Source organism: Salinimonas lutimaris (genome assembly GCF_005222225.1).
GTDB lineage: Bacteria > Pseudomonadota > Gammaproteobacteria > Enterobacterales > Alteromonadaceae > Alteromonas > Alteromonas lutimaris.
The window spans coordinates 370581-393914 of sequence record NZ_CP036536.1; the positions used below are offsets into that span (position 1 = coordinate 370581).

Consider the following 23334-nt stretch of genomic DNA (forward strand, 5'->3'; position numbering starts at 1 on the left):
CCTAAGTCTAATGGAGTCAATAGTATGCCTCTGTTTAAACTAAGAAAAAATTAACTACCGTTTATGATGCAGATTGGTTGGCGTGACTACCTGAAGCGCAAGTTTCAGCCAAAATCAGATTACTTCTCGCTGGGAATTGCGATTACCCCGGACACCGTGACTTTTTGTGCATTGAAAAAGCAGGCCGATGTGATCAGCGTGTTTTTCGAACACACTGTGGCATATACCAAGTGGGCAAAGCAGCTCAATAAGTGGGTTACCCAGCATAAGTTACAGGGCACGCCGGCTTATGTCGCGTTCTCACTGCACTGGTTTCAGCACTTACAGGTTGATAAACCCGATGTGGAAGATAATGAACTGCACCAGGCGCTGACCTGGCAGGTAAAAGATCTGGTCGAAGGCGATAAGCCATTTGTGATGGACTACTTTGATATGCCGGTGCCGGTCGCCGGTGCACACAAAGTCAATCTTATTGCTATCGACGAGCGTGAAATTGAGAAAACCAGTCTGGCCGTGTTTCAGGCCGGCCTGCGTCTGACCGGTATTACGATTGAAGAGCTGGCTTACTGTGACTTACTTCCGGCCTCTGCCACCCCCTGTATTACCGTGATTCAGGAAGGTAACGAAGAAGTGGTGCTGTCGGTGGTGAAAGACGGCCATCTGTATGTGTCGCGCCGTTTAAAAGGATTTGAAAACCTGCCCGGTTTCTCACCCGAAGAACTGCAGATGGGAATTCTGGACTCACTGAGCGTGCAGGTACAGCGCTCCATGGATTACTTTGAAAGTCAGCTGCGTCAGGCCCCGATCCGACAAATATTTATCCGTTTGAACAGTCCTCACCAGGCGCTGCTGGCCGGGCAAATTCAACAAGGCACCGGCGCCACGGTAACGGTACTGGAGCCGCCGGTCAGTGCTGCCGATACAGCATTGAACAAACTAAACTTTATCAGTCTTGGCGCTGCTCTGGCGCCTGCCCGGGTTAAAAGTGAGCCGGCTGCCACTGTTGGAGAGGCGTCATGAAGTCCCGGGTTAATCTTTATTCCAAAGCCTTTGCCCCGCGCCTTGAGGTGGTATCGCTGCACAGTTTACTGGTTGTGACCGGGCTGATCGTTGCTTCGATGATTTTGTACTGGGTGCTGCAGCAGTCAGCGGTCAGCACACTGTCACGCCAGACCAGTGAGCTGTCTAATAGCAACGAAATGCTTGAGCAGCAGATTGCACAATTACAGACCACCCTGACGAATCGTAAGCCGGACCCGGCACTTCAGGCTATGGTTACCCGCATGCAAAACCAGCTGACCAGCCAGCAACTACTACTGACAGAGTTAAGCCGCCGGGATGCTATTCGTGAACAGGGTTTTGCCGGTCTGCTAAGTGATCTGGCTGCTCGTCACCAGCCGGGGTTATGGTTGGAGCTGATTGAAGTAGATGAACAGGAAATGCGCCTGCAAGGCAGCGTGAATCAGGCCGAGACCGTGCCGGTATGGCTGGCCGGGCTGGCCCAGGCTGAGTCTTTTCAGGGTAAATCATTTGATACTGCAACGGTATATCGTATTGACGAGCACCTGCGGTTTGAACTGGATACTGCCCGGGTAACACCTACGCCAGGGTCTGCTTCAGAACCTGCCGACATTGCCAATAGTCTGGCCGGGGCGACCGCCGCCAGACAGGCCGAGAGGCAGCCATGATTCAACAATGGAATGCGCGGTTTGTGGCCATGTCGGCCCGAGAAAAATACCTGATTGCCGGTGCCACTCTGGTATGTGTGCTGTTACTTGGATTTACCTTTTTAGTGGAACCGGTCGCTAAACAAAAAAATCAGCTGGAAGTAGCGCTGGCCAGTGAGCAGGCCCGGATGACAAATCTGCAGCAGCAGGTGGCGCTATTTACTGATGCGCTAAAAGATGACCCCGATACGCCGTTAAAAGCCCAGATAGCCAGACTTGAGCAGCGTCAGCACGATCTGGGAATCCGGTTTGCCGATGAACTGAGCGAGCTGGTTGACCCGGTGCAGATGCCATCGGTGATGAAGCGTCTGTTCAACCGGGCCGGGCGGTTGTCATTACAGGAAATGCGCTCGTTACCCGTGATCAATTTATTTAAGGACAACCCAAAAATGCAGGGCACAGCCCTGTATGAACATGGTCTGACGCTGACCTTTTCCGGCAATTACTTTGCGGTCAGAAATTTTTTACAAGAGGTTGAGCAGGGTGAGGATGCCCTTTACTGGCGAACTCTGCGCTACGAAGTCAGTGACTACCCGCAGGCGCTGGTAACACTGCATATTTATACGTTAAGTACCGATGAGGCTTTTATCCGTGTTAACTAGAACACTTTTTATGTTGGTTCTGTTTGTTTCTTATCTGGCCCAGGCGCAGGTACGCGAAGAGTTTGATCCTACCCGTCCGGTAGCAGCCAGAGCCCAAAGCAGTAACCAGCAGGTTATCGCCTCTAAATGGCAGGTCAGTGCGATATTTTCTACGGCTACCGAGATGCGGGCGGTGGTGAATGGTCAGGCGGTACGTCCCGGTGAGTCCGTGGATGAAGCCAAAGTGCTCAGCATTGAGCCTTCTGCGGTCACCATTTTGCTCCCGCACACGCATCAGCAGCACCGTTTATCCCTGGCAACCAGTCAGCCGGTTAAGCGCAATGTTTCCAATTCTTATTAGAGGCCATCAATGACTTACCGATATGCCGTTACATTGATCAGTGCCGCACTGCTCGCAGCCTGCCAGTCTACGCCCGCTGAATCACCGGTTGAGCGCGATTTAAAACAGCAAATGATGGATGCAGCCACCCCGGCACCTGATTCAGCTACACCTGCCGCAACCCTGACCATACCGGCCGACGTGGCGCAGGCGCTGATGAGTCAGCCGGCCTCCACGCTAAGCGGGCCGGATGCATTGTACGGCCCACAGAAGTTTGATGTGGATGCACAACAAGTTGATGTACGTGCTTTTTTTGCCGCTTTGGTGGACGGTACGCCGTTTAGCGCTGCCATTCATCCGCAGGTCACCGGCAACATTTCGTTAAGTTTGAAGCAGGTCACCATGGCGCAGGTGATGGGCCTGCTGCAGGATTTGTACGGTTATGATATTCAGCGCAAAGATACGGTGTATCAGGTGCGCCCGGCCGGTATGCGCACAGAAACATTCGCCGTGAACTATTTGCTGATGAAGCGTGACGGCTCCACCCAGACCAGTATTATTTCTGGCGGTGTATCACAAAATAATGATAACGGCACCAATGCCCAGGGCAATCAGTTTAACAACTTCACCGGAAACAGCGCCGGTGGCGGTAACCTTAACGGTCTGGGGGGTGGCACCAATAACAATGGCACGGCCATTAATACCCGCACTGAAACTGACTTCTGGAGCACGTTAAAGGAAAGCCTGACCGCCATGGTGGGTAGCGAAAACGGGCGGGCAGTGTTTGTCACGCCGCAGGCCGGTCTGGTGACAGTCAGGGCATTGCCGCAGGAAATTCAGGATATTAAGACATTTCTTAAAGTGTCAGAAACCCACCTGCAACGTCAGGTGGTGCTCGAAGCACGCATTCTGGAAGTGGAGCTTAAAGACGATTTTCAACAAGGGATCAACTGGAATCAGATTATTGCCAGTGCCGGCAGTACGGAGCTTAATTTCAGCACTACCGCCGGCAACTTTGGCAACCAGATTACCTCAGCGCTGGGCGGCGTAACCAGCTTATCATTCCTCAACGAGGACTTTTCCGGCGTGCTGTCGCTGTTGTCCACACAGGGCGATGTACAGGTGCTGTCGAGCCCGCGGGTAACGGCAACCAACAACCAGAAAGCTGTGATCAAAGTGGGCGACGATGAATACTTTGTTACCGAAGTATCCAGTCAGAATACTATCACCAGCACCAGCACCTCAGTGGTGCCCAATATTGAGCTGACGCCGTTTTTCTCTGGTATCGCGCTGGATGTCACCCCGCAGATAGACGAAAAAGGCAGTGTGCTGCTGCACGTTCATCCGTCGGTTATTGAAACCGAGGAGCAGGAAAAAGTGCTGCGCCTCAACGATGAGCAAATTGTATTGCCGCTGGCACAAAGCACTATTCGTGAATCTGATACCGTGATTCGGGCAGCATCAGGTGAAATTGTGGTAATTGGTGGCCTGATGCAGACCAGCAATGTCGATACTGAATCAAAAACCCCGTTACTGGGCGATATACCGGTACTGGGCAATCTGTTTAAAAGCCGCCGCGCCACCACTGTCAAAAAAGAGCTGATCATTTTACTTAAACCTACCGTGGTAGGGCCGGGAACCTGGGCGGCTCAGATGGAAGCCAGCCGGGCGCAAATGGCTGACTGGCTCTACGTGGAGTAGCTATGTATTTGTACCACTTCGGCATTCGTGAGCTGCCTTTCACCCTGACCCCCAATACCAGTTATTACTTTGGCTTGCCCAGCCATAATGAGGCGCTTGAGGTATTGCTGACCGCACTGAAAACCGGCGAGGGGTTTATCAAGGTCACCGGCGAAGTGGGTACCGGCAAAACTCTGCTGTGCCGCAAACTGCTCAACGAATTACCCGGCTTTTTTCATACCGCGTATATCCCCAACCCTATGCTCAGCCCTGAGGATTTACGCCGGGCCGTCGCCTCGGAGCTGGAAGTTGAGCTGGGTGAGAGTGTTGATGCCCAGTCCTTTACCCAGAAAATTCAGCAACGACTGATGGCGATTCACCAGCAAAACAAAAGTGTGGTGTTAATTATTGATGAAGCACAGGCTTTACCGGACGATACCATGGAAGCACTGCGGCTGATGACCAATCTGGAAACCGAGTCGCGCAAACTGTTACAGGTCGTGTTATTCGGCCAGCCTGAGCTTGATGAAAAGCTTGCTTGCGCGGCTTTCAGACAACTGCGCCAGCGTATTACGTTCAGCTATGCGCTAAAACTGATGGATGCTGACCAGATTTTTCAGTATGTGGCGCATCGCATGCAGGTAGCCGGCTATGCTAATCCGCCGGTGTTTACCCCGCGCTGCTGTCAGTTGCTGTATAAAGCCAGCGGCGGCATTCCGCGAATTGTTAATGTGCTGTGCCATAAAGCCTTGATGCTGGCGTACGGCGAGGGACGTGCTGTGGTAATCCCGGCAGATATCCGGCTGGCTGCCAAAGATACCGAGGCAGCCCGCACACCGGCTAGCCTGATGATTCCCGCGGCCTTGTGTGGGCTGTTCGGCGTGACTTTGATGGCGGCCTTGTTGTGGCATTCCGGGGTCAGTCTATGAGCGTGGTGAATAAAATGCTGCGCGACCTGGACGGTCAGGCCAGGCATCAGGAAACCGGCACCCACGAGAAGGCTAGTCAGCTGCCAGACAACCAGTATCAGCCGCCGGGGCGTTCTCATCACATCAGTCTGATTCTGATTGCTATGCTGGTGCTGCTGGCCACCGGTGCTGCCGGTTATTTCTGGTGGCATTTTTCTACGGCTAAGCCATCGACAAACCCCGCTATTATTCCGCTTAGCCAGCAGGTACTGGTCAATGCCAGTGAGTCATCTCAGCCGGTAACAGATGCTGCCCCTGATAGCAGCAAACCGCAGCCTGTGAGTGAGCCTGCAAGTCGCCCGAATGTCGCAAAGCCTGCCACGCTGACGTCAGTGAATAATGCTAAGCCCGCGGCCTCAGAACCGGCGTTTCAGCCAGTTGTTCAGGTTGCCCAGCCTGCATTAACGGAATCACAACCTGCCAGAACTGCGCCGGCCAGCTCGCCAGATACCAGCACAGTGCCTGCGTCAGGACAGTTATCGGTGACCCGCACCACCGAGGCGCTAAGTATGGCTGACTCATTACGTATGCAAATAGGCGCTGCACTGGAGCACAACGAACAGGCTCAGGCCATTCAGTTACTGCGCGAGCTGGTGGTGCTTGAGGACAATAATCCGCAACCGGCCAAAAAGCTGGCCTCGGTGTACTATGCACAAGGTCAGGTTATCAAGGCACAGGCCATTTTAGACAAGCAAATCCGGCTGCATCCTGCAGACCCCAGTGTGCGTTTAATGAGTGCCCGTTTGCTGGTGAAACAAAACGAACCCGATCAGGCGCTTCAGCGCCTCTATGATCTGCCGGCCAGCGCTGCCCCCGGAACAGATTATATTAGTTTCAGGGCAGCACTGGCACAGGAGCAGGGGCGGCTGGCGCAGGCCATGAGTGATTATCATCAACTGGTCGCACAGGATAGCCAAAACGCCCGCTGGTGGCTGGGTCTGGGTATTGTGGCCGACCAACAAAATCAGAACAGTGTGGCTCAGGCAGCCTATCAGCATGCCCTGTCGCTTAAGCAGCTGGCGCCGTCTGTACACCAGTACATCTCATCGCGCCTGGCGTCTTTGCAGGAGTTACACAATGGATAAAAAGATTCGTCTGGGCGATCTGCTGGTTCAGAGCAACCTGATTTCAGAAGAGCAGCTGATGTCGGCGCTGGCCGAGCAGCGGCAGACCGGCCGCAAACTGGGAGCGACCCTGATTGCGATGCAGCTGGTGACCGAGCAGCAACTGCTGGAACTGTTGTCTGCTCACCTTAATGTACCGCTGATCGATATCGACCATTATCAGGTTAACCCTGATGCGGTTAAGTTGTTACCTGAAGTGCAGGCGCGGCGTTACCGGGCACTGGTGCTGGAAGATAAAGGCGATAAGTTGCTGGTGGCCATGAGTGACCCGGCTGATTTGACTGCGGCCGACAATCTGGCAGATATTCTGCCCAAGCCGTTTGATATTGCGGTGGTCAGTGAAGCGCAGCTGTTTAATGCCTACGACGCGTTTTATCGTAAAACCGAAGAAATTGCCTCGTTTGCCAATGAACTGGCAGAAGAATACCAGACCGGTGATGACTTTGAGCTCAGTGTGGGTCTGGAAAACGAGCAGGATACGGCGGTTGCCCGCTTGTTGCAGTCTATTTTTGATGATGCGGTGATGGCCAAGGCATCAGATATTCATATAGAGCCGGATGAGACACAACTGCGCATCCGGCAACGGGTGGACGGGGTTTTACAGGAAAACATCATTCCGCAAAAAAATATTGCCGCGGCATTGGTGCTACGACTTAAGCTGATGGCCGGCCTGGATATTTCAGAAAAACGCTTGCCGCAGGATGGCCGCACCCAGGTGAATGTAAAAGGCCACCGAATCGATGTGCGCTTGTCTACCATGCCGGTGCATGCCGGTGAATCTGTGGTTATGCGTTTGCTGGACCAGTCCGCCGGTTTGCTGACGCTGGAGCAGACCGGGATGCCAGCTAACTTACTGGACCGCTTTCGTACGCTGTTACACCGGCCGCATGGCATGATACTGGTAACCGGGCCGACCGGTTCGGGGAAAACCACCACGCTGTATGGTGCGCTCAGCGAGCTGAATAAACCGGAACGTAAAATCATTACCGCAGAAGATCCGGTGGAATACCGTCTGCCGCGGATTAATCAGGTGCAGGTGAACAGCAAAATTGACCTGACCTTTTCCAATATTCTGCGCACCACACTACGTCAGGACCCTGACATTATTATGGTCGGGGAGATGCGTGATCAGGAAACGGTGGAAATCGGTCTGCGCGGCGCACTGACCGGACACCTGGTGCTTTCTACCCTGCACACCAATGATGCGGTCAGCAGTGCTATTCGTCTGATTGATATGGGCGCGCCCGGTTATCTGGTAGCCAGTTCTCTGCGCGGCATCATTGCCCAGCGGCTGGTACGCCGGATTTGTGATAATTGTACGGTGGATGACACCCTGGATGATGAAGGCCGGTTCTGGCTGAGCAATATTGACAGCAGCATCGACACCATCACGTTTAAACGCGGAGCCGGCTGCCAAAAATGCAATCATACCGGATATCGTGGCCGGGTCGGGGTATTTGAACTACTTGAGCTTACCGAGCAGATGATGAATGCCCTGAAAGCCAACGACACCGTGGCATTTGCCGAACATGCCCGGCACAGTAAATACTATCGTCCGCTCTCTCATGCCGCGCTGACCTACGCCAAGATGGGTGTCACCAGTGTGGATGAGGTGCTCAAACTGGTAGAAATGGTCGCCGACTCAGGCTCAGAGCCTGCACCGGTCACGGAGGCGGGCGATGGCGAAGTATAGTTTTACCGGGCGTGAGGCGGGCGGCACGCTCACCGAAGGCGTGATTGATGCCAATGATGAGATGACTGCCGCCAAAATGTTGCTGGCGCGCAGTGTGACCCCGATAAAAATTCAGCTGCAAAAAGAAGCGGGCAGTACCCGGGGTGAAGAAAAAATTCATTTTCTGACCCCACCGGTGGAACTGACCGACCTGGTGATCTTTTGCCGGCAAATGTACTCGCTGACCAAAGCGGGTATTCCTATTCTGCGCGCGGTGAGTGGACTGGCTGAGTCCTGTACATCCCTGCGTTTGCGCGAGGCCTTGCTGGACGTGATTGGTCAGCTGGAACGGGGCCGCAGCTTTTCCTCAGCGCTGAACCAGCATCCTAAAATCTTTAACCAGCTGTTTGTCAGCATCATCCATGTGGGTGAAAACACCGGCCGGCTGGATGAGTCTTTTGTGCAGCTGGCAGAGTATCTGGAGCGGGAACAGGAAACCCGCAAGCAAATCAAATCAGCCACCCGCTATCCCTTGTTTGTGGTGATTGCCCTGGTGGGCGCCTTTGTCATCATGAACATTTTTGTTATTCCCAAATTTGCCAATATGTTCAGCAAGTTTGGCGCAGAACTGCCGTTAATGACCCGGATTCTGATTGGTATGTCAGATTTTATGATCAACTACTGGCCATTGCTGCTGGTGGTGATTGGCGGCGTGTTTTTTGGCCTGAAGCATTATGTGAAAACAGAAGCCGGGCGGGTGCGCTGGGACCGGCTGAAACTGCGCATGCCCATTGTGGGCAGTATCATTAACCGCTCGTTACTGGGGCGCTATTGCCGTAGTTTTTCCATGATGCTGCGCTCGGGAGTGCCGCTGACCGCGGCGCTGAATCTGGTGGCCGATGCGGTGGATAACAAATACATGGGCGACAAGATCATTGAGATGCGTCAGCGCATCGAAAAAGGCGAGAATTTGTCCCGGGTGAGCCAGAGCAGCGGCTTATTTACTCCCATGGTGATGCAAATGATTAATGTTGGCGAGGAAACCGGTCGCGTCGATGAATTACTGGCCGAAGTGTCGGAGTTTTACGACCGGGAAGTGGACTATGATCTGAAAACCCTGACTGCCCGCATTGAGCCGATTCTGATCGTGTGTGTGGCTGTCATGGTTCTGGTGCTGGCGCTGGGTATTTTCACCCCGATGTGGGGCATGATGAACGCGGTAAAAGGCGGGTGATGCAGTGAAAACAGCAGAACGGGCGCTGGCATCACGCCGGCTGTTTACCAATCTGGTGGTGCTGCTGGTGTTTATCAGCATGTTGGGCGCGTTGATGGTGTATTTCAATAATGCAGAACCTGAGCTTAAAAGCAGCCTGCTTAAACAGGTGAGCCGCCGGATGCAGGACAGTGCTGCTCAGGCCCGCTGGCAATGGCAGGCCGAGGGCCGGCCTAATGCCATCATGCTGGTGCATTACAATCAGCAGGGCAGCGAAACCGATCGCCGGCCGTTGCAGGTTAACCGCCAGGGCCTGGCCCGGGTAGACAGCAACGATGAAGCCTGCGAACGCTTATGGTCAGTCTTGTTAAATACGCCTGCCCGGCTAGACGGATTTCGGGTACGCAGTGACTTCATGCAAGTCACTGCACAGGATAAAGCAACTGCCCCGGTCTGCCGATACAGCATTAGCGGCGGAAGTTATTTTGACTACAACATTGCCACAGGAACCACCACGTTCCGTGATTAACATGAATTGCTGAATCAGGAGATAACAATGATAACAACCGTCAGAGCCACCGCCTCATCTGGCCGTCAGTCCGGGTTTACCCTGATTGAGCTGGTCATCGTTGTGGTGCTTTTAGGCCTGTTGGCAGCAGTGGCAATTCCGCGCTTTCTGGATGTTACCGAGGAAGCCGAAGATGCCACGGTAGAAGGCGTTGCTGGCGGGTTTGCCGTGGGTGTCGGGCTGGTGCGGGCACAATGGGAATTGGAAGCTAGACCAAAGGATAATGAGGGTAATAACCAAACCTTTGTTACGCTTGATGGAGTACGGGTAGGGGTGGATAAAGCCACCGGATACCCTACCGGACATGTTGATAATGATGGCAGCAGCGAAGACAACGCCATGTCCAGTCAGGACTGCGCCAGTATTTTTAACCTGATTATGCAAAGCGCGCCGACCATATCGTCAAGCTGGGGTAACCGGCCCTTTGAAGGATTTCGTTATTTTACCCGGGCGACTCAGGGTAATGGCTCCGGCGGTAACGATTTATGTTTTTATTACCTGAGTCAGTCGGTAAGAAACTTAAATGCCGAGCCGACAGACAGTAATCAGGGTAATGGGTTTGTTTACGACCCACGAATAGGTCAGGTTATTGTTTTTACGAACAATGGTGACGAAAACATACAGAACTAAAGGCAATTGTTGCCTACACTTATCAAGGCACTAACACTCTTTGCGAGGAAGCAGTATGAAGCAGCGTGGTTTTACATTAATCGAGTTAATAATTGTTATTGTTATTTTAGGGATTCTGGCTGTAACGGCAGCGCCCCGGTTTATTGATATTCAGTCGGATGCCCGTGAGTCTACACTAGAAGGTGCTAAGGCCGCATTACAGGGCGGTTCTAACCTGGTGTATGCCAAAGCCGCAATTGCGGGCTTACAAACAACCGAATTTGAAGGTACGTCAGCACCGGCTGTATCGGTCAATGGAACCAACAATAATGTGAATGTCACCTTTGGCTATCCTGAAGCCGATAACATGACTATTACAATGTTGAATCTGTTTACTGATCTGTCTGCAACAGACTGGAAAGTCGATCCTGCTACACCAGACGATGGACAGTTTACCCTAACCCCGGTAGGTACTGATGCCAGTGACGATGCTAGCCTACAGTGCCAGGTAGTTTATACTGAGCCAGCTACGGCGGGGTCTTCTCCGCTTATCGTCACGCAGACCGGTGGCTGCTAATTACCTGTCATGGTAACCGGTTGTGAAGGCAGCAATTTCATCAGCACCTGCGCGCGCCAGCGCAGGCTTCACTCTGGTCGAACTTATCGTCACGATTGTGATTGTGGGGGTGTTGGCAGTGGTGGCATTACCACGTTTTGCTGATACCTCCGGTTATACCGAATTTACCTACCAGAAGCGGGTGCTTGCAGCACTGCGCGCCATGCAGTACAAAGCCATGCAGGACACCCGCACCGGCTTTTGCCACCAGCTGAACTTTGCGACCGGCAGTGACCCGGCATTCGGACCTGCCACCATGGACTACTCAGCGGTCAATCAGGCTACCACCTGCCAGAACACCATTGATTTTTCTGCGCCTGAAGCCCTGCGTACTGACACTGGCGAGATACAGGCTGACGGTGTGACCATGTCGGTTCTGGACAGCGCCGGCACAGCAATTTCCTCGCTGGGCTTTGATAATCTGGGGCGCCCCGTTACCGCCGACTGCTCTACGGCCAGCGGCTGTACCATTACCTTTAGCGCGCAGGCTTCGGCCGCGGTCTGTGTGACCTCTCAGGGGTGGATTCATGCGTGTTAAAGCAGGCTTTACCCTGGTTGAGCTGATTATTGGCATGGTGGTGTTTTCCATTGTACTGGTCACCGTGTCATCCATGGTGGTTAGTCAGTCCCGGCAAAGTGTATCACCAGTGTTTCAGATTCGGGCCGCCGCATTTGCCCAGTCACTGGCCGATGAAATTTTCAGTAAAGCCTTTGACGAGGTGGCCAGCCGCTCAGGCTCACTGGCGCGCTGCGATGAAGCCCAGCCATGCACAGCGCCGGTTGCACTTGGCCCGGAACCTGGCGAAAGCCGGGCGACTTATAATGATGTAGACGACTATCATAATTTTTCCCAGTCCGGTGACAACTTTACCAACAGCAATAATCAGCCCATAGAGGTTAACGGGCGTAACCTTTACAGCGGCTATGCTGCCAGTGTCTCGGTTATCTACGATGCCAATATGGACGGGGTGGCAGACACCAGCGCCAGTACCGCCAAACTGATTACTATTGATGTAACCACACCAGATAGTGATGTGGTGCGTTTTGCACTTTACCGGTGGAATTTCTGATGCGTCGTCAGCGCGGTTTTACTCTGGTGGAACTTATCACTGTGATTGTGGTGTTGGGGGTGCTCAGTATTGGCAGCGCCAACTTTGTGCGCAGCGCCATGGGCATTTTTACCGATGTGAATGATCGCCAGCAAGTGCTGATGCAAAGCCGCTTTGCACTGGAGCGCATGAAACGTGAGTTACGCAATGCTGCGCCCAACAGTTTTCGTATTACCGGCAACGGGGCAATGCACTGCCTGCAGTTTGTGCCGGTTGACTGGAGCACCGTGTATACCTCGTTGCCGGCCGCTGGCAGCAGCGCCGATGTGGATGTGGTAGCCATGCATGATATCGACAATAATCCGTATGTGATTGGCACAGGCACCCGGGCGCTGGTGTATTCGGTGCGCCCGGAAGATATTTATCAGTCAGGCTCAGGCCGGATTCAGACGGTGAACAGCTGTAGTGACGATGGGGCTGACAGTGCCTGTCACACCCTGGATGACAGCGATGGTATTGTGCAGCTGGATGTGGCTGACGGCTTTGCCACGACCTCGCCGGCCAGCCGCTTGTATCTGGTCTCGCAGGCAGTCAGCTTTTGTGTAACCAATAACCGGCTGGTGCGGTTTGCCTCTGCGATCAGTGACACTCAGCCGCTGGCGCCGGCTTCTGCCGATGTACTGGCTGCCAATCTGGTCAATACCCTGTCTGCCAGCCCGGCCACCGCTGCTGGCAGTGATGATCCATTCCAGGTTTATGCCGCCAACCTTCAGCGCAATGCGTCGGTGCAGTTAAGGCTGCGTTTCTCAATTAATGAAGAGCCGCTGAATTACCTGCAGGAGGTCCATTCCAATAATGTGCCCTAAATCTTCTATGCCCAGCAGCAAGCTGCTTTACAGTGCCAGCCGGGCGCAGCGCGGCAGTATGCTGGTCATGGCAATCTTTATTATGCTGGTAATGGCCCTGCTTGGCCTGACAATGATTAACGTTATCGGTGCATCAAGCCGCTCTGTGGTGGATGAAGTGCTGGGAACCCGGGCAATGATGGCGGCGCAAAGTGGTTTACAGCAGGTAGCCACGCAGGCATTTCCGCTTGGCAATGACTCAGTGCAATGTGACACCGCCATCAGTAGTCCGGCAGGCTTTTCGCAACGTGGCGGGTTACAAAGTTGCCTCTATACCGCCCGCTGTACCACACAGGATGTGATAAAAGCCGGGGTGGACCATTACTTTTATCGCTTTTCCAGTACAGGTATTTGCCAGGCTGGTGATGTGTGGGTAAGCAGAACCGTGTCGATGGACGCCATGGCCAGAGTAGCATTATGAAAGTGGTTTACGCCGTTGTGTTACTGATATTTACCGGGGCCAGTATCGCTCAGGAGTGTACCGCGGTGTTTCCGGACCCCGCCAGCTCATCCTTTGCAGACGGTACTATTGATTTTAAAAACAATTCTCAGGTCATCGGCTCTGATGGCTCGCTGGATGCCCCGAATATCACCGGGGGAGATACAGCCTGCGACGGCTCACAGTGCCAGTCGTCCGGACAGACTGCCGAACCATTAGTCTTACCTGCATTTGAAAATTCAGCGGTGACGGCAAAAGATAAAACCGCCTATCCGGCGGTGTTCTCGCCAGGCGACTATGGCCAGCTCAGTCTGAAAAATGCCGACACTGCCATTTTTAATGCTGGTGAATACCGCATTAGTTCACTGGACTTAGGTAAGGATGCGCAGGTCGTACTGGCCAGCGGGGTGTACTGGATTGATACCCTGACCCTGGGCAACGGGGCGAGCCTGATTGTTGCGCCGGGCGAAGAAGTATTATTGTATGTGAATACCCTGGATGTGAACAACGGTGCGCAGATGAACAGCGCCGGTAGCAGCGATCAGCTCACCATCATTAATTACGATAGCGCCCGGTTTAAAAACAGTAGCGATACATCCGCATTTATATTCAGTCAGGGCACGATCACACTGGATAACAGTGCCCGTGTGCTGGGAGCGGTAAGCGCCAGGGATATCGAACTTAAAAACAGCTCCGTGATTGAATATGATACTGCGTCATTTGACCGTTTTACGGCTGGTGGTCTGTGTGAAGCAACGGTCACGGTGCCATCGCCGGTTGCCCACTGGCCGATTAATGTCTGTACTCTGGCCGGAGACGACAACCAGGTTCCTGAACTGATTACAGGCAACGACGGGCAGGGGGTGAACAGCCCCGGCGTTGAAGATAATGGGCGGTTCTGCCAGGCTGGCTCATTTAGGGGGGATGACGATACGATATTATTGCCCCACAGCACGGACTATGCGATAAGCGAAGGCGCAATTGCCTTTTGGTTTAATACCGATAATCTGCAGTTTAGCCGTCGCAGTTCTGCCGGTGGTATGGCTTTGTTTTCCAAAGATGCTCAGGGGCTGAGCGATCACATTACCATTAGCCTGCTGCAAAACGGGGCGATTCGCGTTGCCCATTCTTCATTGGCTGCCACCAGGCAGATCAACGCCAATGCCGGAATACAGGAGAACACCTGGTATTATCTGGTTTATACCTTTGGTCCGCAGGGCATGCAGTTATTCATCAATGCTGCGCTGGTTGGCAGTAATATCGAACTGACAAGTGGCATCCTGAATAACGGCGAGCCGATTGTGCTGGCCGCCAATGCTGGCCTAACCGCTTCCGGTAGCGCTGCTACTGCCCAGCTAACCGATTTTTATCGTGGCAAAATTGATGATGTGCAATTGTATGACGAGCAGTTGTCCGGGTCCCAGATTGAAAGTCTGTTTGGTAAAGAGGCTGAAACCTGTGTGTCGTGTGAGACTCAGACAGAGCTGGTTTCACATTGGGATTTTGATGTATGTAGCCTGACCGGTGCCGACGATGTGGTGGATGTTCAGGGCGTGCAAAATGGTACCGCCCGGGGTGGCTCACAGGTTGAAGAGTCTGCCCGTTTTTGTCAGGGAATCGGCTTTGATGGTGACTCGGGATTGGTCGAGGTGCCGCACAATTCTGCCTATGCGCTGTCTGAAGGAACAGCGGTGCTGTGGTTTAACGCGCAGACTCTGAACAATAACGGGGCTGCACGTCAGGCACTGATTTCAAAAGATCACAGTAATACGGGCGATGAACGCGCCGCCAATGGGGATCTGAGTATCTTTGTTGAGCCAGATGGCCGGCTGCGGTTCGAGCAGTATTTTGATCAGCAGTCGCTGGTGCTGGTCACCAATCGAGCGTTAATTGAAAGCGAAACCTGGCATCAGCTGGCCTACAGCTGGGGGCCTGATGGTATTGAGGTTTTTGTGGATGGTAATTATATCGGAGGCTATCCATCCCCTTTTACCATGTCAGCCAACACGCAGCCGTGGCGTTTCGGGGCCTCGGTCAATCAGCTCACGCCCGACAGGTCCCAGCCTGCTGACTTGTTGAATTTTTTTGATGGGGTGATGGATGAGATCAGGCTGTATGCCGGTCAGCTATCAGGCGCAGATGTGCAGAGCCTCTACAATGCCAGTCAGTATACCTGTGAAAGCTGTCAGATAACCGATGCTATTCTGTTTTACCGGTTCGAAGAAACCGATCGTCAGCAAAACAATATAGACGATGACTCGGTAAACCTGCAAACGGGGCAGCTGGTAGGCAGCGCCATAAGAATCCTGCCTGAAAACCCGATTTCCTGTGCCGTTCTGGACATTCCACTTAATACCGACGCTCGTACAGCCGATGCCGCCGACACCCGGTTTGATATGAATGATATCGGTACGCAGGGCACCCTTTCTTTTTGGTATCGCAGCAATGAGCCCTGGGTAGGCGGTGGCAATCGTCAGTTATTTGATGCATCTGAGCGGCGCAATCCTAACCGCAACAATGCCAATAGTGACAAGTATTTCCATCTGACCCTGGTCAATACAGGGCAACTCCGGTTCGGGCTCGAAGAAAGTAATGATGGCGACTTGCAGGTATTTAGCAATGTGCTTGATTTTGCGGCCGGGGAGTGGGTACATATTGCGGTTAGCTTTGATGTGGTGACCAATGAACAGGCCCTGTTTATTAATGGTAGCCCCGTCAACTGGATAACCAACCAGGCCAGCAGATTAAGAGGCTCGCAGCTCGGTTCACTGAACTCACTGTATTTTGGTGACAATCGCTCTTTATACCTGGTAGGAGCAATGACCGGTAATTCAGCCAATGGTCAGTTTGATGATATTCGTGTTTATAACTATCTTCAAACACGGACTCAGGTACTGGCCGACATTGACGATGTGCTGGAGTGTACCGGGGTGCATCATTACGAATTGACGCATCCGGCACAAAGCCTGACCTGTGATGCTGCACCAGTGGTGATTAAAGCCTGTGCCAATGAGGCCTGTAGTGAACTGGTCAGTCAGCCGGTCACCGTGCAGCTTAATAACGGGGAATGGGGCAATGGTAATCCGGTGACCTTCACCGGTCAGCTGACCACCACATTACGTCAGCGCAACGAGCAAACGGTATCGTTAAGAGTCGCCGGTACTGATCCAGACTATGCCGCCCAGACTCCGCTTATCTGTACCAATAATTGTGAAATCGAGTTCAGTGCCGCCGGTCTGGTGTTTTTTGATACCACAACCTCTGCTGCCTTATTGCCTGATACCATCGCGCAATCCGACCTTGGCCGGATTGGCCTGTGGGCAGCCAAAGATGAGGGCGGCGTGTGCAAGGCGTTGTTAAACGGCGCTCAAACGATTGATTTTAGCTACCAGTGTTACAATGATGCCAGTGCGCCGTATTCTTCTGAGCAGTGTCAGATGCCGTTTGCCGGCGTGCCGGTTACCGGCAATGGTAGCGGGCAGAACAGTGGTCAGCTGACGCTGACCTTTGATGAAGAAGGAAAAACCAGTCTGGCCGGATATCAGTACGCTGATGCCGGGCGTTTGCTGTTAACCGCATCGGCGCAAATCGACCAGACTCCGTTTAACAGTGGCACAGCCACCTTTGACAGTATACCGGCCAGTCTGCTGTTTGAACCGGTCATGACCTCCCCGCAGCCTGCCGGTGCACCGTTTACTATCGCCATCAGTGCGCTTGGCGCTCAGGGGGCCGTCTTACCTGGCTATCAGGCCGGTCAGTTGCAAGCCAGCCTGAATCGTCAGATACCGCTTGATGGAGTGGACGGCCTGTGGCACCTGTCTGACAGTCAGGTCATTCAAAGCCGCACTGACAGTACCTTCAGCGATGCTCCCCTCAGCGGCTTTAATAACGGCGTATATGAATACACCAACAGTTACTTTGATGAGGCGGGAAGCTTTGAGGCCTTGTTTCAGGATGCTGATTATCTGGGCAATACCATCAGCAGCTCCCCGGTTGCCTTGTCGCGTTTTATTCCGGCTTATTTCGATGCGCAGGTGACGCAGCCAGGTCAGCTGGCTGATAGCTGTGGTGCCATTACCTATATAGGCCAGCCATTTGGCTTTGAGCTGGGGGCAGAGCCGCAGATTGAGGTCACAGCATTAAATGCACTGGGTCAGGTCACCGCCAACTACGACAGCGGACTGTGGCAATTAGCGCCAGACAGTGCTCAGATTGCCGGGTTCAGCGCGCTGGGAACATCAGCCTATGCGGCTAACGGGCCGGTTACAACCAACACCGCCGCCATGCAGGCGCTGGTCACCGGCACGGATAATTTTGATGGACAAGGCATGGTGACCCTGACCGGCCCGCAGTTTACTTATGCCAAGATTGCTACGGTCAGCCCCGGTGCGGGCGGCGGCTCGCCGTTTGCCGCCAGCCTTAACGCGAATGTGCCGGCCACCGCACTGACCGATGCAGATGGCGTTTGTTATCGGGCTGACAGTAGCTCACCGTGTCAGGCGCTTACCATCAGCAGTATACAGGGCGCACAGCTGCATTATGGCAGACTGCGACTGGACAATGCCTATGGGCCGGAAAATGAAGCCCTGAACATTCCGGTCGTCACCGAATACTATGATGGTGGCAACTGGTTACTGGCTCAGGGTGACAGCTGTACTACGCTGAACCTGGCCCAGAACAATGGGCAAATTGGTGTGGCCAATGCCTCGCAGGGCAGTCAGGAAACCGATATCAGTAGCGCGTTTACCAGTTTGAGCGTGACCAGCACGCTGAATCAGGGCAGTTCAGCCGATGGTGAGTTTGTTGTCGGCCCCGCCCTGGATGGCAGTGGCAACGGACAGCGCGGCACCATTGCGGTAACCCTTATACCCGGTGCTGTTGGGGAGCGCTGGAGCGAATATCTGAATATCGACTGGAATCTGGATGGAGTTATTGATGCCAGCGATTTCCCCAAAGCGGCGGTGTCATTCGGGCTGTACCGTGGAAACGAAAGAACTTTGCACTGGCGTGAACGTTTTTAAACGGGCAGGGTCTAAGCCTGCCAGAGAAGGGTGAAACGAGAAAATAAATAAATCAGGATGATTGTCCTTAAGCGGTGGCTTGCAGTGTGGTTGGCTGTTTTTTGTTCGCTTGGCACAAGTAAGTTACCACTATCGTCTGATGGTGCAAAAAACACGGGAAATAACGTGACTTACGGCTGCTCCTTACTTGCCCAAATCTGCCCCCGTTGTTAAAGTGTGCGGATAGTTATCTTCTTCTTTGCTGGTGCGTAAACTCCTCACCCGAACACGTCGCCCAGCGTACAGTTACAGGAATTAGCATTTCATGTTTAAAAAGCTTCGAGGCATGTTTTCCAACGATCTGTCTATCGACCTCGGAACAGCTAATACGCTGATCTATGTGAAAGATCAGGGCATCGTTCTTAACGAACCATCAGTTGTTGCAATTCGTCAGGAACGTGCGGGTGGCCCCAAAAGCGTTGCTGCGGTCGGGGCTGAAGCCAAACGCATGCTGGGACGGACTCCAGGAAACATTCGCGCCATCCGGCCAATGAAAGACGGTGTGATTGCCGATTTCTTTGTTACTGAAAAAATGCTCCAGCACTTCATCAAGCAGGTTCATGATAACAACTTTTTACGCCCCAGCCCCCGGGTACTGGTGTGTGTACCGTGCGGTTCGACTCAGGTAGAGCGCCGCGCCATCCGCGAGTCGGCACTGGGTGCCGGTGCCCGAGAGGTATATCTGATTGACGAGCCAATGGCCGCAGCAATCGGTGCCGGTCTGCCGGTATCTGAGGCAACCGGTTCCATGGTGGTCGATATCGGTGGTGGTACCACCGAAGTGGCAATTATTTCACTCAATGGTGTGGTGTATTCTTCTTCTGTGCGCATTGGTGGTGATAAGTTTGACGAAGCCATTATCAACTATGTACGCCGTAACTTTGGCTCACTGATTGGTGAGGCTACCGCCGAGCGTATCAAGCACGAAATTGGTGCTGCTTATCCGGGTGAGGAAGTACGTGAAATTGAAGTGCGTGGTCGAAACCTGGCCGAAGGTGTACCCCGCGGCTTTACCCTGAACTCCAATGAAATTTTAGAAGCGCTGCAAGAACCACTGACCGGGATTGTGTCAGCGGTGATGGTGGCACTGGAACAGTCGCCACCAGAGCTGGCCTCGGATATTTCAGAGCGTGGTATGGTGTTAACCGGTGGTGGTGCACTGCTTAAAGATCTGGACCGCCTGCTAATGGAAGAAACCGGTATTCCGGTGGTTATCGCCGATGATCCACTGACATGTGTTGCCCGCGGTGGTGGTAAGGCGTTCGATATGATCGACCTGCACGGCGGCGACCTGTTCACCTTCGAATAAGTATCAGGCAGAGGTCGGTAACACAGACCTTTGCAAGCTTGCATGGATACGATATTCACCAGAGGCCCCTCGCTTAACAACCGACTCGCGCTCGCTGTAGCCTTGTCGGTTTTGTTGATCTTTGCGGACCATAAATTAGATGCATTTCAGTCAGGCCGGGTTTATTTAAACTCGCTGGTCAGCCCGGTTCAGTATCTGGCTAACCTGCCCAGCGTATTGCTTAGCGAAAGTGCTCAGCAACTGACATCACGTCAGGCCCTGATGTCTGAAAATGCCCGTTTAACCAATCAGAACCTGAAAATGAATGAGCGCTTGCAGCGCTTTGAAGTGTTACAGGCCGAAAACGACCAGCTGCGAAAACTGCTGGATGTGCCCACTGAGCCGCGCATGCACAAAATGGTGGCAGAGCTGATGGCGGTGGATAACAATCCGTTCAGCCAGCAGATTGTCATTAACAAAGGCGCCATTGATGGTGTCTATGTGTCACAGTCGGTGTTAGATGATCGTGGCGTGGTCGGGCAGGTGATGGAAGTGGGCTCTACCAACAGTCGGGTTATGCTGATTTCTGATGTTACCCATGCCATTCCGGTTCGCTCGGTACGCAACAACATTCGATTTATTGCCAGTGGCAACGGCTCGCTGGATGAACTGCTGCTGGACCATGTGCCGCACAGTGTGGATGTTCGTGAAGGCGATTTGCTGATTTCCTCTGGCCTGGGCGATGTGTTTCCCGAAGGTTACCCGGTGGCCCGGGTAAAATCGGTGGTCCGGGATGAAAGCCGGCCATTTGCCACTGTCCGGGCTACGCCTCTGGCAAGGCTGGATCGTTTGAAATATCTACTTTTATTATGGCCGGATGATGCGCCACGTCAGCCTGAAGATGCTGGCGAGGCCGGTCAGGGAGAATCCATCGCCCATGTTGATTAAACCGCGACATTTTGTCATTGCCGCGACGATTCTGATTTCGCTGGTTCTGCAAATTATGCCCATGCCGCTGGAAGCGGATCTGTACCGGCCAGACTGGGCGCTGGTGGTGCTGGCATACTGGTCGATGGCATTGCCTCACCGGGTCAATGTTGGCGTGGCATTTTTAACCGGGCTGGTCATGGATGTATTACTGGGCACCGCGCTGGGTATTCACTGTCTGGCACTGAGTGTCAGTGTGTATGTGCTGGCTGCCAATTATCAGCGGTTGCGCAACTATTCGGTCTGGCAGCAGGCGATTATCATTGGCCTGCTCAGTTCACTGTATCATCTGGTATTGTTCTGGATTCAGCACCTTCTGACCGACATTCCTTTTCAGTTTTCTTTTCTGTGGCCCGTATTTTCAACCATGGTACTCTGGCCATGGGTGTTCTGGCTGTTACGTAAGTTTCGCCGCCAGTTCAGCGTGACCTGATAACAACAATGACGAAGAGGAACGGGTATGTCTACGGTGTTGATTTTAGCGTCAGCCTCTCCCCGGCGCACGGCGCTGCTTAACCAGATTGGCTTCAGCCACCGGCAGTTTCCTGTCGATATTGACGAATCGCCACTGCCGGATGAAACACCGGCAGCCATGGTGGCCCGGCTGGCCGCCCAAAAAGCATTAACCGCTCAGCAGCGGCTGGACAGCGCGTCTGAAAAAGCGGTAATACTGGCCTCCGATACCCTGATAGCTTTTGATAAACAGCCATTAGGCAAACCCGCAGATAAAGCGGATTGTCTGGCTACATTGCGCCAACTGTCGGGTAATACCCACGAGGTACTTACCGCCGTCAGTGTGATTCAGGGACAGCGCCAGCACACCATCACCGTCACCACCGAAGTACAGTTTGCTCCTTTGACCGACCAGGATATTGAGCAATACTGGGCGACCGGCGAGCCGGCTGATAAAGCCGGCAGCTATGCCATTCAGGGCATTGGCGGTCAGTTTGTAAAATCGGTTAAAGGCAGTGTGAGTTCGGTGATAGGTTTGCCATTATATGAAACCAAGTGTCTGTTAAATGAATTTGGAGTCACCCCATGAGTGCTGAATTACTGATAAACGTGACTCCTTCAGAGTCGCGGGTAGCCCTGATTGAAAATGGAATATTGCAGGAGATTCATGTTGAGCGGCACACCAAAAAAGGGTTGGTCGGCAATATGTACCGGGGCAAGGTCAGCCGTGTACTGCCAGGTATGCAGGCGGCGTTTGTTGATATCGGACTGGAAAAGGCTGCCTTTTTACATGCATCAGACATTGTGTTTCATAACGAGCTGGTTGGAGAGGTCATGGCCAGCCATATTCAGAAGCAGGATATTCGTGAGCTGGTTCGTGAAGGGCAGGAGATTGTGGTGCAGGTGGTCAAGGATCCCATCGGTACCAAGGGCGCCCGGCTAACCACCGATATTACGATTCCGTCCAGGTATCTGGTGTTTATGCCCAGTGTTACCCATGTGGGCGTATCGCAGCGTATTGAGGATGAGGCTGAACGGGAGCGCCTCAAAGCGCTGATGCAGGAATTTTGTGACGAAGATGGTGGCTTTATTCTGCGTACTGCCGCCGAAGGGGTCAGCAAAACCGAACTGTCTCAGGATGCCGCCTTTTTACGCCGGCTCTGGAACAAAATTCAGCAGCGCATGAAACAGAAAAAGTCGAATGTGCTGTATGAAGATTTGCCTCTGGCCCGTCGCGTGCTGCGTGATTTTGTTGGCACTGAGCTTGACCGGATCCGGATTGACTCAAATCTGTCGTATCAGGAGCTGGTCGATTTCACCAAAGAGTATGTGCCGGAGCTGAGTAATAAGCTCGACTACTACCGGGGTGAGCGTCCGATATTCGATTTGTACGATGTGGAAAATGAAGTACAGCGCGCGCTGGAGCGACGGGTCGACTTAAAATCCGGCGGCTACCTGATTATCGATCAGACCGAGGCAATGACGACCATTGATATCAATACCGGGGCATTTGTCGGTCATCGTAACCTCGAAGAAACTATTTTTAACACCAATATTGAAGCTACCCTGGCCATTGCCCGGCAGTTGCGGCTGCGTAATCTGGGCGGCATGATCCTGATTGATTTTATCGACATGATGGAACAGGACCACAAACGGCGTGTCTTACATAGTCTGGAGATGGCAACCAGTAAAGACCGGGCAAAAATCAATATTCACGGGTTTACCTCACTGGGCCTGATTGAAATGACCCGCAAGCGCACCCGCGAAAGTCTTGAGCATGTACTGTGTGGCGACTGTCCGGTATGCAAGGGGCGCGGTACCGTGAAAACCATCGAAACCATTTGTTTTGAAATTATGCGCGAAATTGTGCGGGTTAACCGGGCTTATGCGGCGGATATGTTTGTGGTGTACGCCTCGCCCAATGTGGTTGAAGCCCTGCTGGGAGAAGAATCCCACATGCTGGCTGAACTGGAAATGTTTGTGACCAAACAAATCAAGGTGCAGACCGAGCCGCTGTATAATCAGGACAAATACGACGTCGTCATGATGTAAGGG

General features: G+C 53.1%; 22 protein-coding genes. All 22 read left to right on the forward strand.

Going from position 1 to position 23334, the window contains the following annotated elements:
• Positions 1 to 63: 63 nt before the first annotated feature.
• The 22 genes from EZV72_RS01585 (at position 64) to rng (ending at position 23331) form a co-directional block, all read left to right on the forward strand.
• Positions 64 to 1020 carry an MSHA biogenesis protein MshI gene (locus EZV72_RS01585; RefSeq protein WP_137165584.1) on the forward strand — a complete coding sequence of 319 codons (957 nt, stop codon included), beginning with the start codon at positions 64 to 66 and terminating at the stop codon, positions 1018 to 1020.
• Positions 1017 to 1688 (forward strand): hypothetical protein, encoded by a 672-nt coding sequence (locus tag EZV72_RS01590; RefSeq protein ID WP_137165585.1) that lies wholly within the window; start codon positions 1017 to 1019, stop codon positions 1686 to 1688. The genes EZV72_RS01585 and EZV72_RS01590 overlap by 4 nt, the downstream gene beginning before the upstream one ends.
• A complete protein-coding gene (gene gspM / locus EZV72_RS01595; protein ID WP_137165586.1) occupies positions 1685 to 2329 on the forward strand; it encodes a type II secretion system protein GspM in 645 nt (214 codons plus the stop codon). The genes EZV72_RS01590 and gspM overlap by 4 nt, the downstream gene beginning before the upstream one ends.
• 10 nt (positions 2330 to 2339) lie before the next feature.
• Positions 2340 to 2669: a hypothetical protein gene (locus EZV72_RS01600; protein WP_137165587.1), complete on the forward strand. Its 330-nt coding sequence runs from the start codon at positions 2340 to 2342 to the stop codon at positions 2667 to 2669.
• 9 nt (positions 2670 to 2678) lie between these two features.
• Positions 2679 to 4349, forward strand: coding sequence for a pilus (MSHA type) biogenesis protein MshL (gene mshL / locus EZV72_RS01605; protein ID WP_137165588.1), 1671 nt, complete (start codon positions 2679 to 2681; stop codon positions 4347 to 4349).
• A gap of 2 nt (positions 4350 to 4351) precedes the next feature.
• Positions 4352 to 5257: an ExeA family protein gene (locus tag EZV72_RS01610; protein WP_137165589.1), complete on the forward strand. Its 906-nt coding sequence runs from the start codon at positions 4352 to 4354 to the stop codon at positions 5255 to 5257.
• Positions 5254 to 6381 (forward strand): tetratricopeptide repeat protein, encoded by a 1128-nt coding sequence (locus EZV72_RS01615; RefSeq protein WP_137165590.1) that lies wholly within the window; start codon positions 5254 to 5256, stop codon positions 6379 to 6381. Before EZV72_RS01610 ends, EZV72_RS01615 begins: the two co-directional genes overlap by 4 nt.
• The gene (locus EZV72_RS01620) at positions 6374 to 8113 is read left to right on the forward strand and encodes a GspE/PulE family protein (protein WP_137165591.1); all 1740 of its coding nucleotides are present in this window, start codon (positions 6374 to 6376) and stop codon (positions 8111 to 8113) included. The genes EZV72_RS01615 and EZV72_RS01620 overlap by 8 nt, the downstream gene beginning before the upstream one ends.
• A complete protein-coding gene (locus EZV72_RS01625; RefSeq protein ID WP_137165592.1) occupies positions 8100 to 9326 on the forward strand; it encodes a type II secretion system F family protein in 1227 nt (408 codons plus the stop codon). The genes EZV72_RS01620 and EZV72_RS01625 overlap by 14 nt, the downstream gene beginning before the upstream one ends.
• 4 nt (positions 9327 to 9330) lie before the next feature.
• Complete coding sequence (locus tag EZV72_RS01630; RefSeq protein ID WP_137165593.1) at positions 9331 to 9834, forward strand: hypothetical protein; 504 nt, start codon at positions 9331 to 9333, stop codon at positions 9832 to 9834.
• Between the two features lie 27 nt (positions 9835 to 9861).
• Positions 9862 to 10503, forward strand: a complete 642-nt coding sequence (locus EZV72_RS01635; protein ID WP_137165594.1) for a prepilin-type N-terminal cleavage/methylation domain-containing protein — start codon at positions 9862 to 9864, stop codon at positions 10501 to 10503.
• Between the two features lie 55 nt (positions 10504 to 10558).
• The gene (locus EZV72_RS18690; RefSeq protein ID WP_137165595.1) at positions 10559 to 11059 is read left to right on the forward strand and encodes a prepilin-type N-terminal cleavage/methylation domain-containing protein; all 501 of its coding nucleotides are present in this window, start codon (positions 10559 to 10561) and stop codon (positions 11057 to 11059) included.
• A gap of 22 nt (positions 11060 to 11081) precedes the next feature.
• Positions 11082 to 11636 (forward strand): type II secretion system protein, encoded by a 555-nt coding sequence (locus EZV72_RS18695; RefSeq protein WP_137165596.1) that lies wholly within the window; start codon positions 11082 to 11084, stop codon positions 11634 to 11636.
• The gene (locus tag EZV72_RS01650) at positions 11626 to 12168 is read left to right on the forward strand and encodes a prepilin-type N-terminal cleavage/methylation domain-containing protein (protein ID WP_137165597.1); all 543 of its coding nucleotides are present in this window, start codon (positions 11626 to 11628) and stop codon (positions 12166 to 12168) included. Before EZV72_RS18695 ends, EZV72_RS01650 begins: the two co-directional genes overlap by 11 nt.
• The gene (locus EZV72_RS01655; RefSeq protein WP_137165598.1) at positions 12168 to 13013 is read left to right on the forward strand and encodes a type II secretion system protein; all 846 of its coding nucleotides are present in this window, start codon (positions 12168 to 12170) and stop codon (positions 13011 to 13013) included. The genes EZV72_RS01650 and EZV72_RS01655 overlap by 1 nt, the downstream gene beginning before the upstream one ends.
• Entirely contained in the window at positions 13003 to 13473 is a 471-nt protein-coding gene (locus EZV72_RS01660; protein WP_137165599.1) for a pilus assembly PilX family protein, read from the forward strand. The genes EZV72_RS01655 and EZV72_RS01660 overlap by 11 nt, the downstream gene beginning before the upstream one ends.
• On the forward strand, positions 13470 to 18512 hold the full coding sequence (locus tag EZV72_RS01665) for a LamG domain-containing protein (RefSeq protein WP_137165600.1): 5043 nt from the start codon (positions 13470 to 13472) through the stop codon (positions 18510 to 18512). Before EZV72_RS01660 ends, EZV72_RS01665 begins: the two co-directional genes overlap by 4 nt.
• A 304-nt stretch (positions 18513 to 18816) precedes the next feature.
• Complete coding sequence (locus EZV72_RS01670) at positions 18817 to 19860, forward strand: rod shape-determining protein (protein ID WP_137165601.1); 1044 nt, start codon at positions 18817 to 18819, stop codon at positions 19858 to 19860.
• Positions 19861 to 19902: 42 nt separating this feature from the next.
• Positions 19903 to 20787, forward strand: a complete 885-nt coding sequence (gene mreC / locus EZV72_RS01675) for a rod shape-determining protein MreC (RefSeq protein WP_137165602.1) — start codon at positions 19903 to 19905, stop codon at positions 20785 to 20787.
• Positions 20777 to 21259 (forward strand): rod shape-determining protein MreD, encoded by a 483-nt coding sequence (gene mreD / locus EZV72_RS01680; protein WP_408640826.1) that lies wholly within the window; start codon positions 20777 to 20779, stop codon positions 21257 to 21259. The genes mreC and mreD overlap by 11 nt, the downstream gene beginning before the upstream one ends.
• A gap of 27 nt (positions 21260 to 21286) precedes the next feature.
• Positions 21287 to 21868, forward strand: a complete 582-nt coding sequence (locus EZV72_RS01685) for a Maf family protein (RefSeq protein ID WP_137165603.1) — start codon at positions 21287 to 21289, stop codon at positions 21866 to 21868.
• The gene (rng, locus tag EZV72_RS01690; RefSeq protein WP_137165604.1) at positions 21865 to 23331 is read left to right on the forward strand and encodes a ribonuclease G; all 1467 of its coding nucleotides are present in this window, start codon (positions 21865 to 21867) and stop codon (positions 23329 to 23331) included. Before EZV72_RS01685 ends, rng begins: the two co-directional genes overlap by 4 nt.
• Positions 23332 to 23334: the final 3 nt, after the last annotated feature.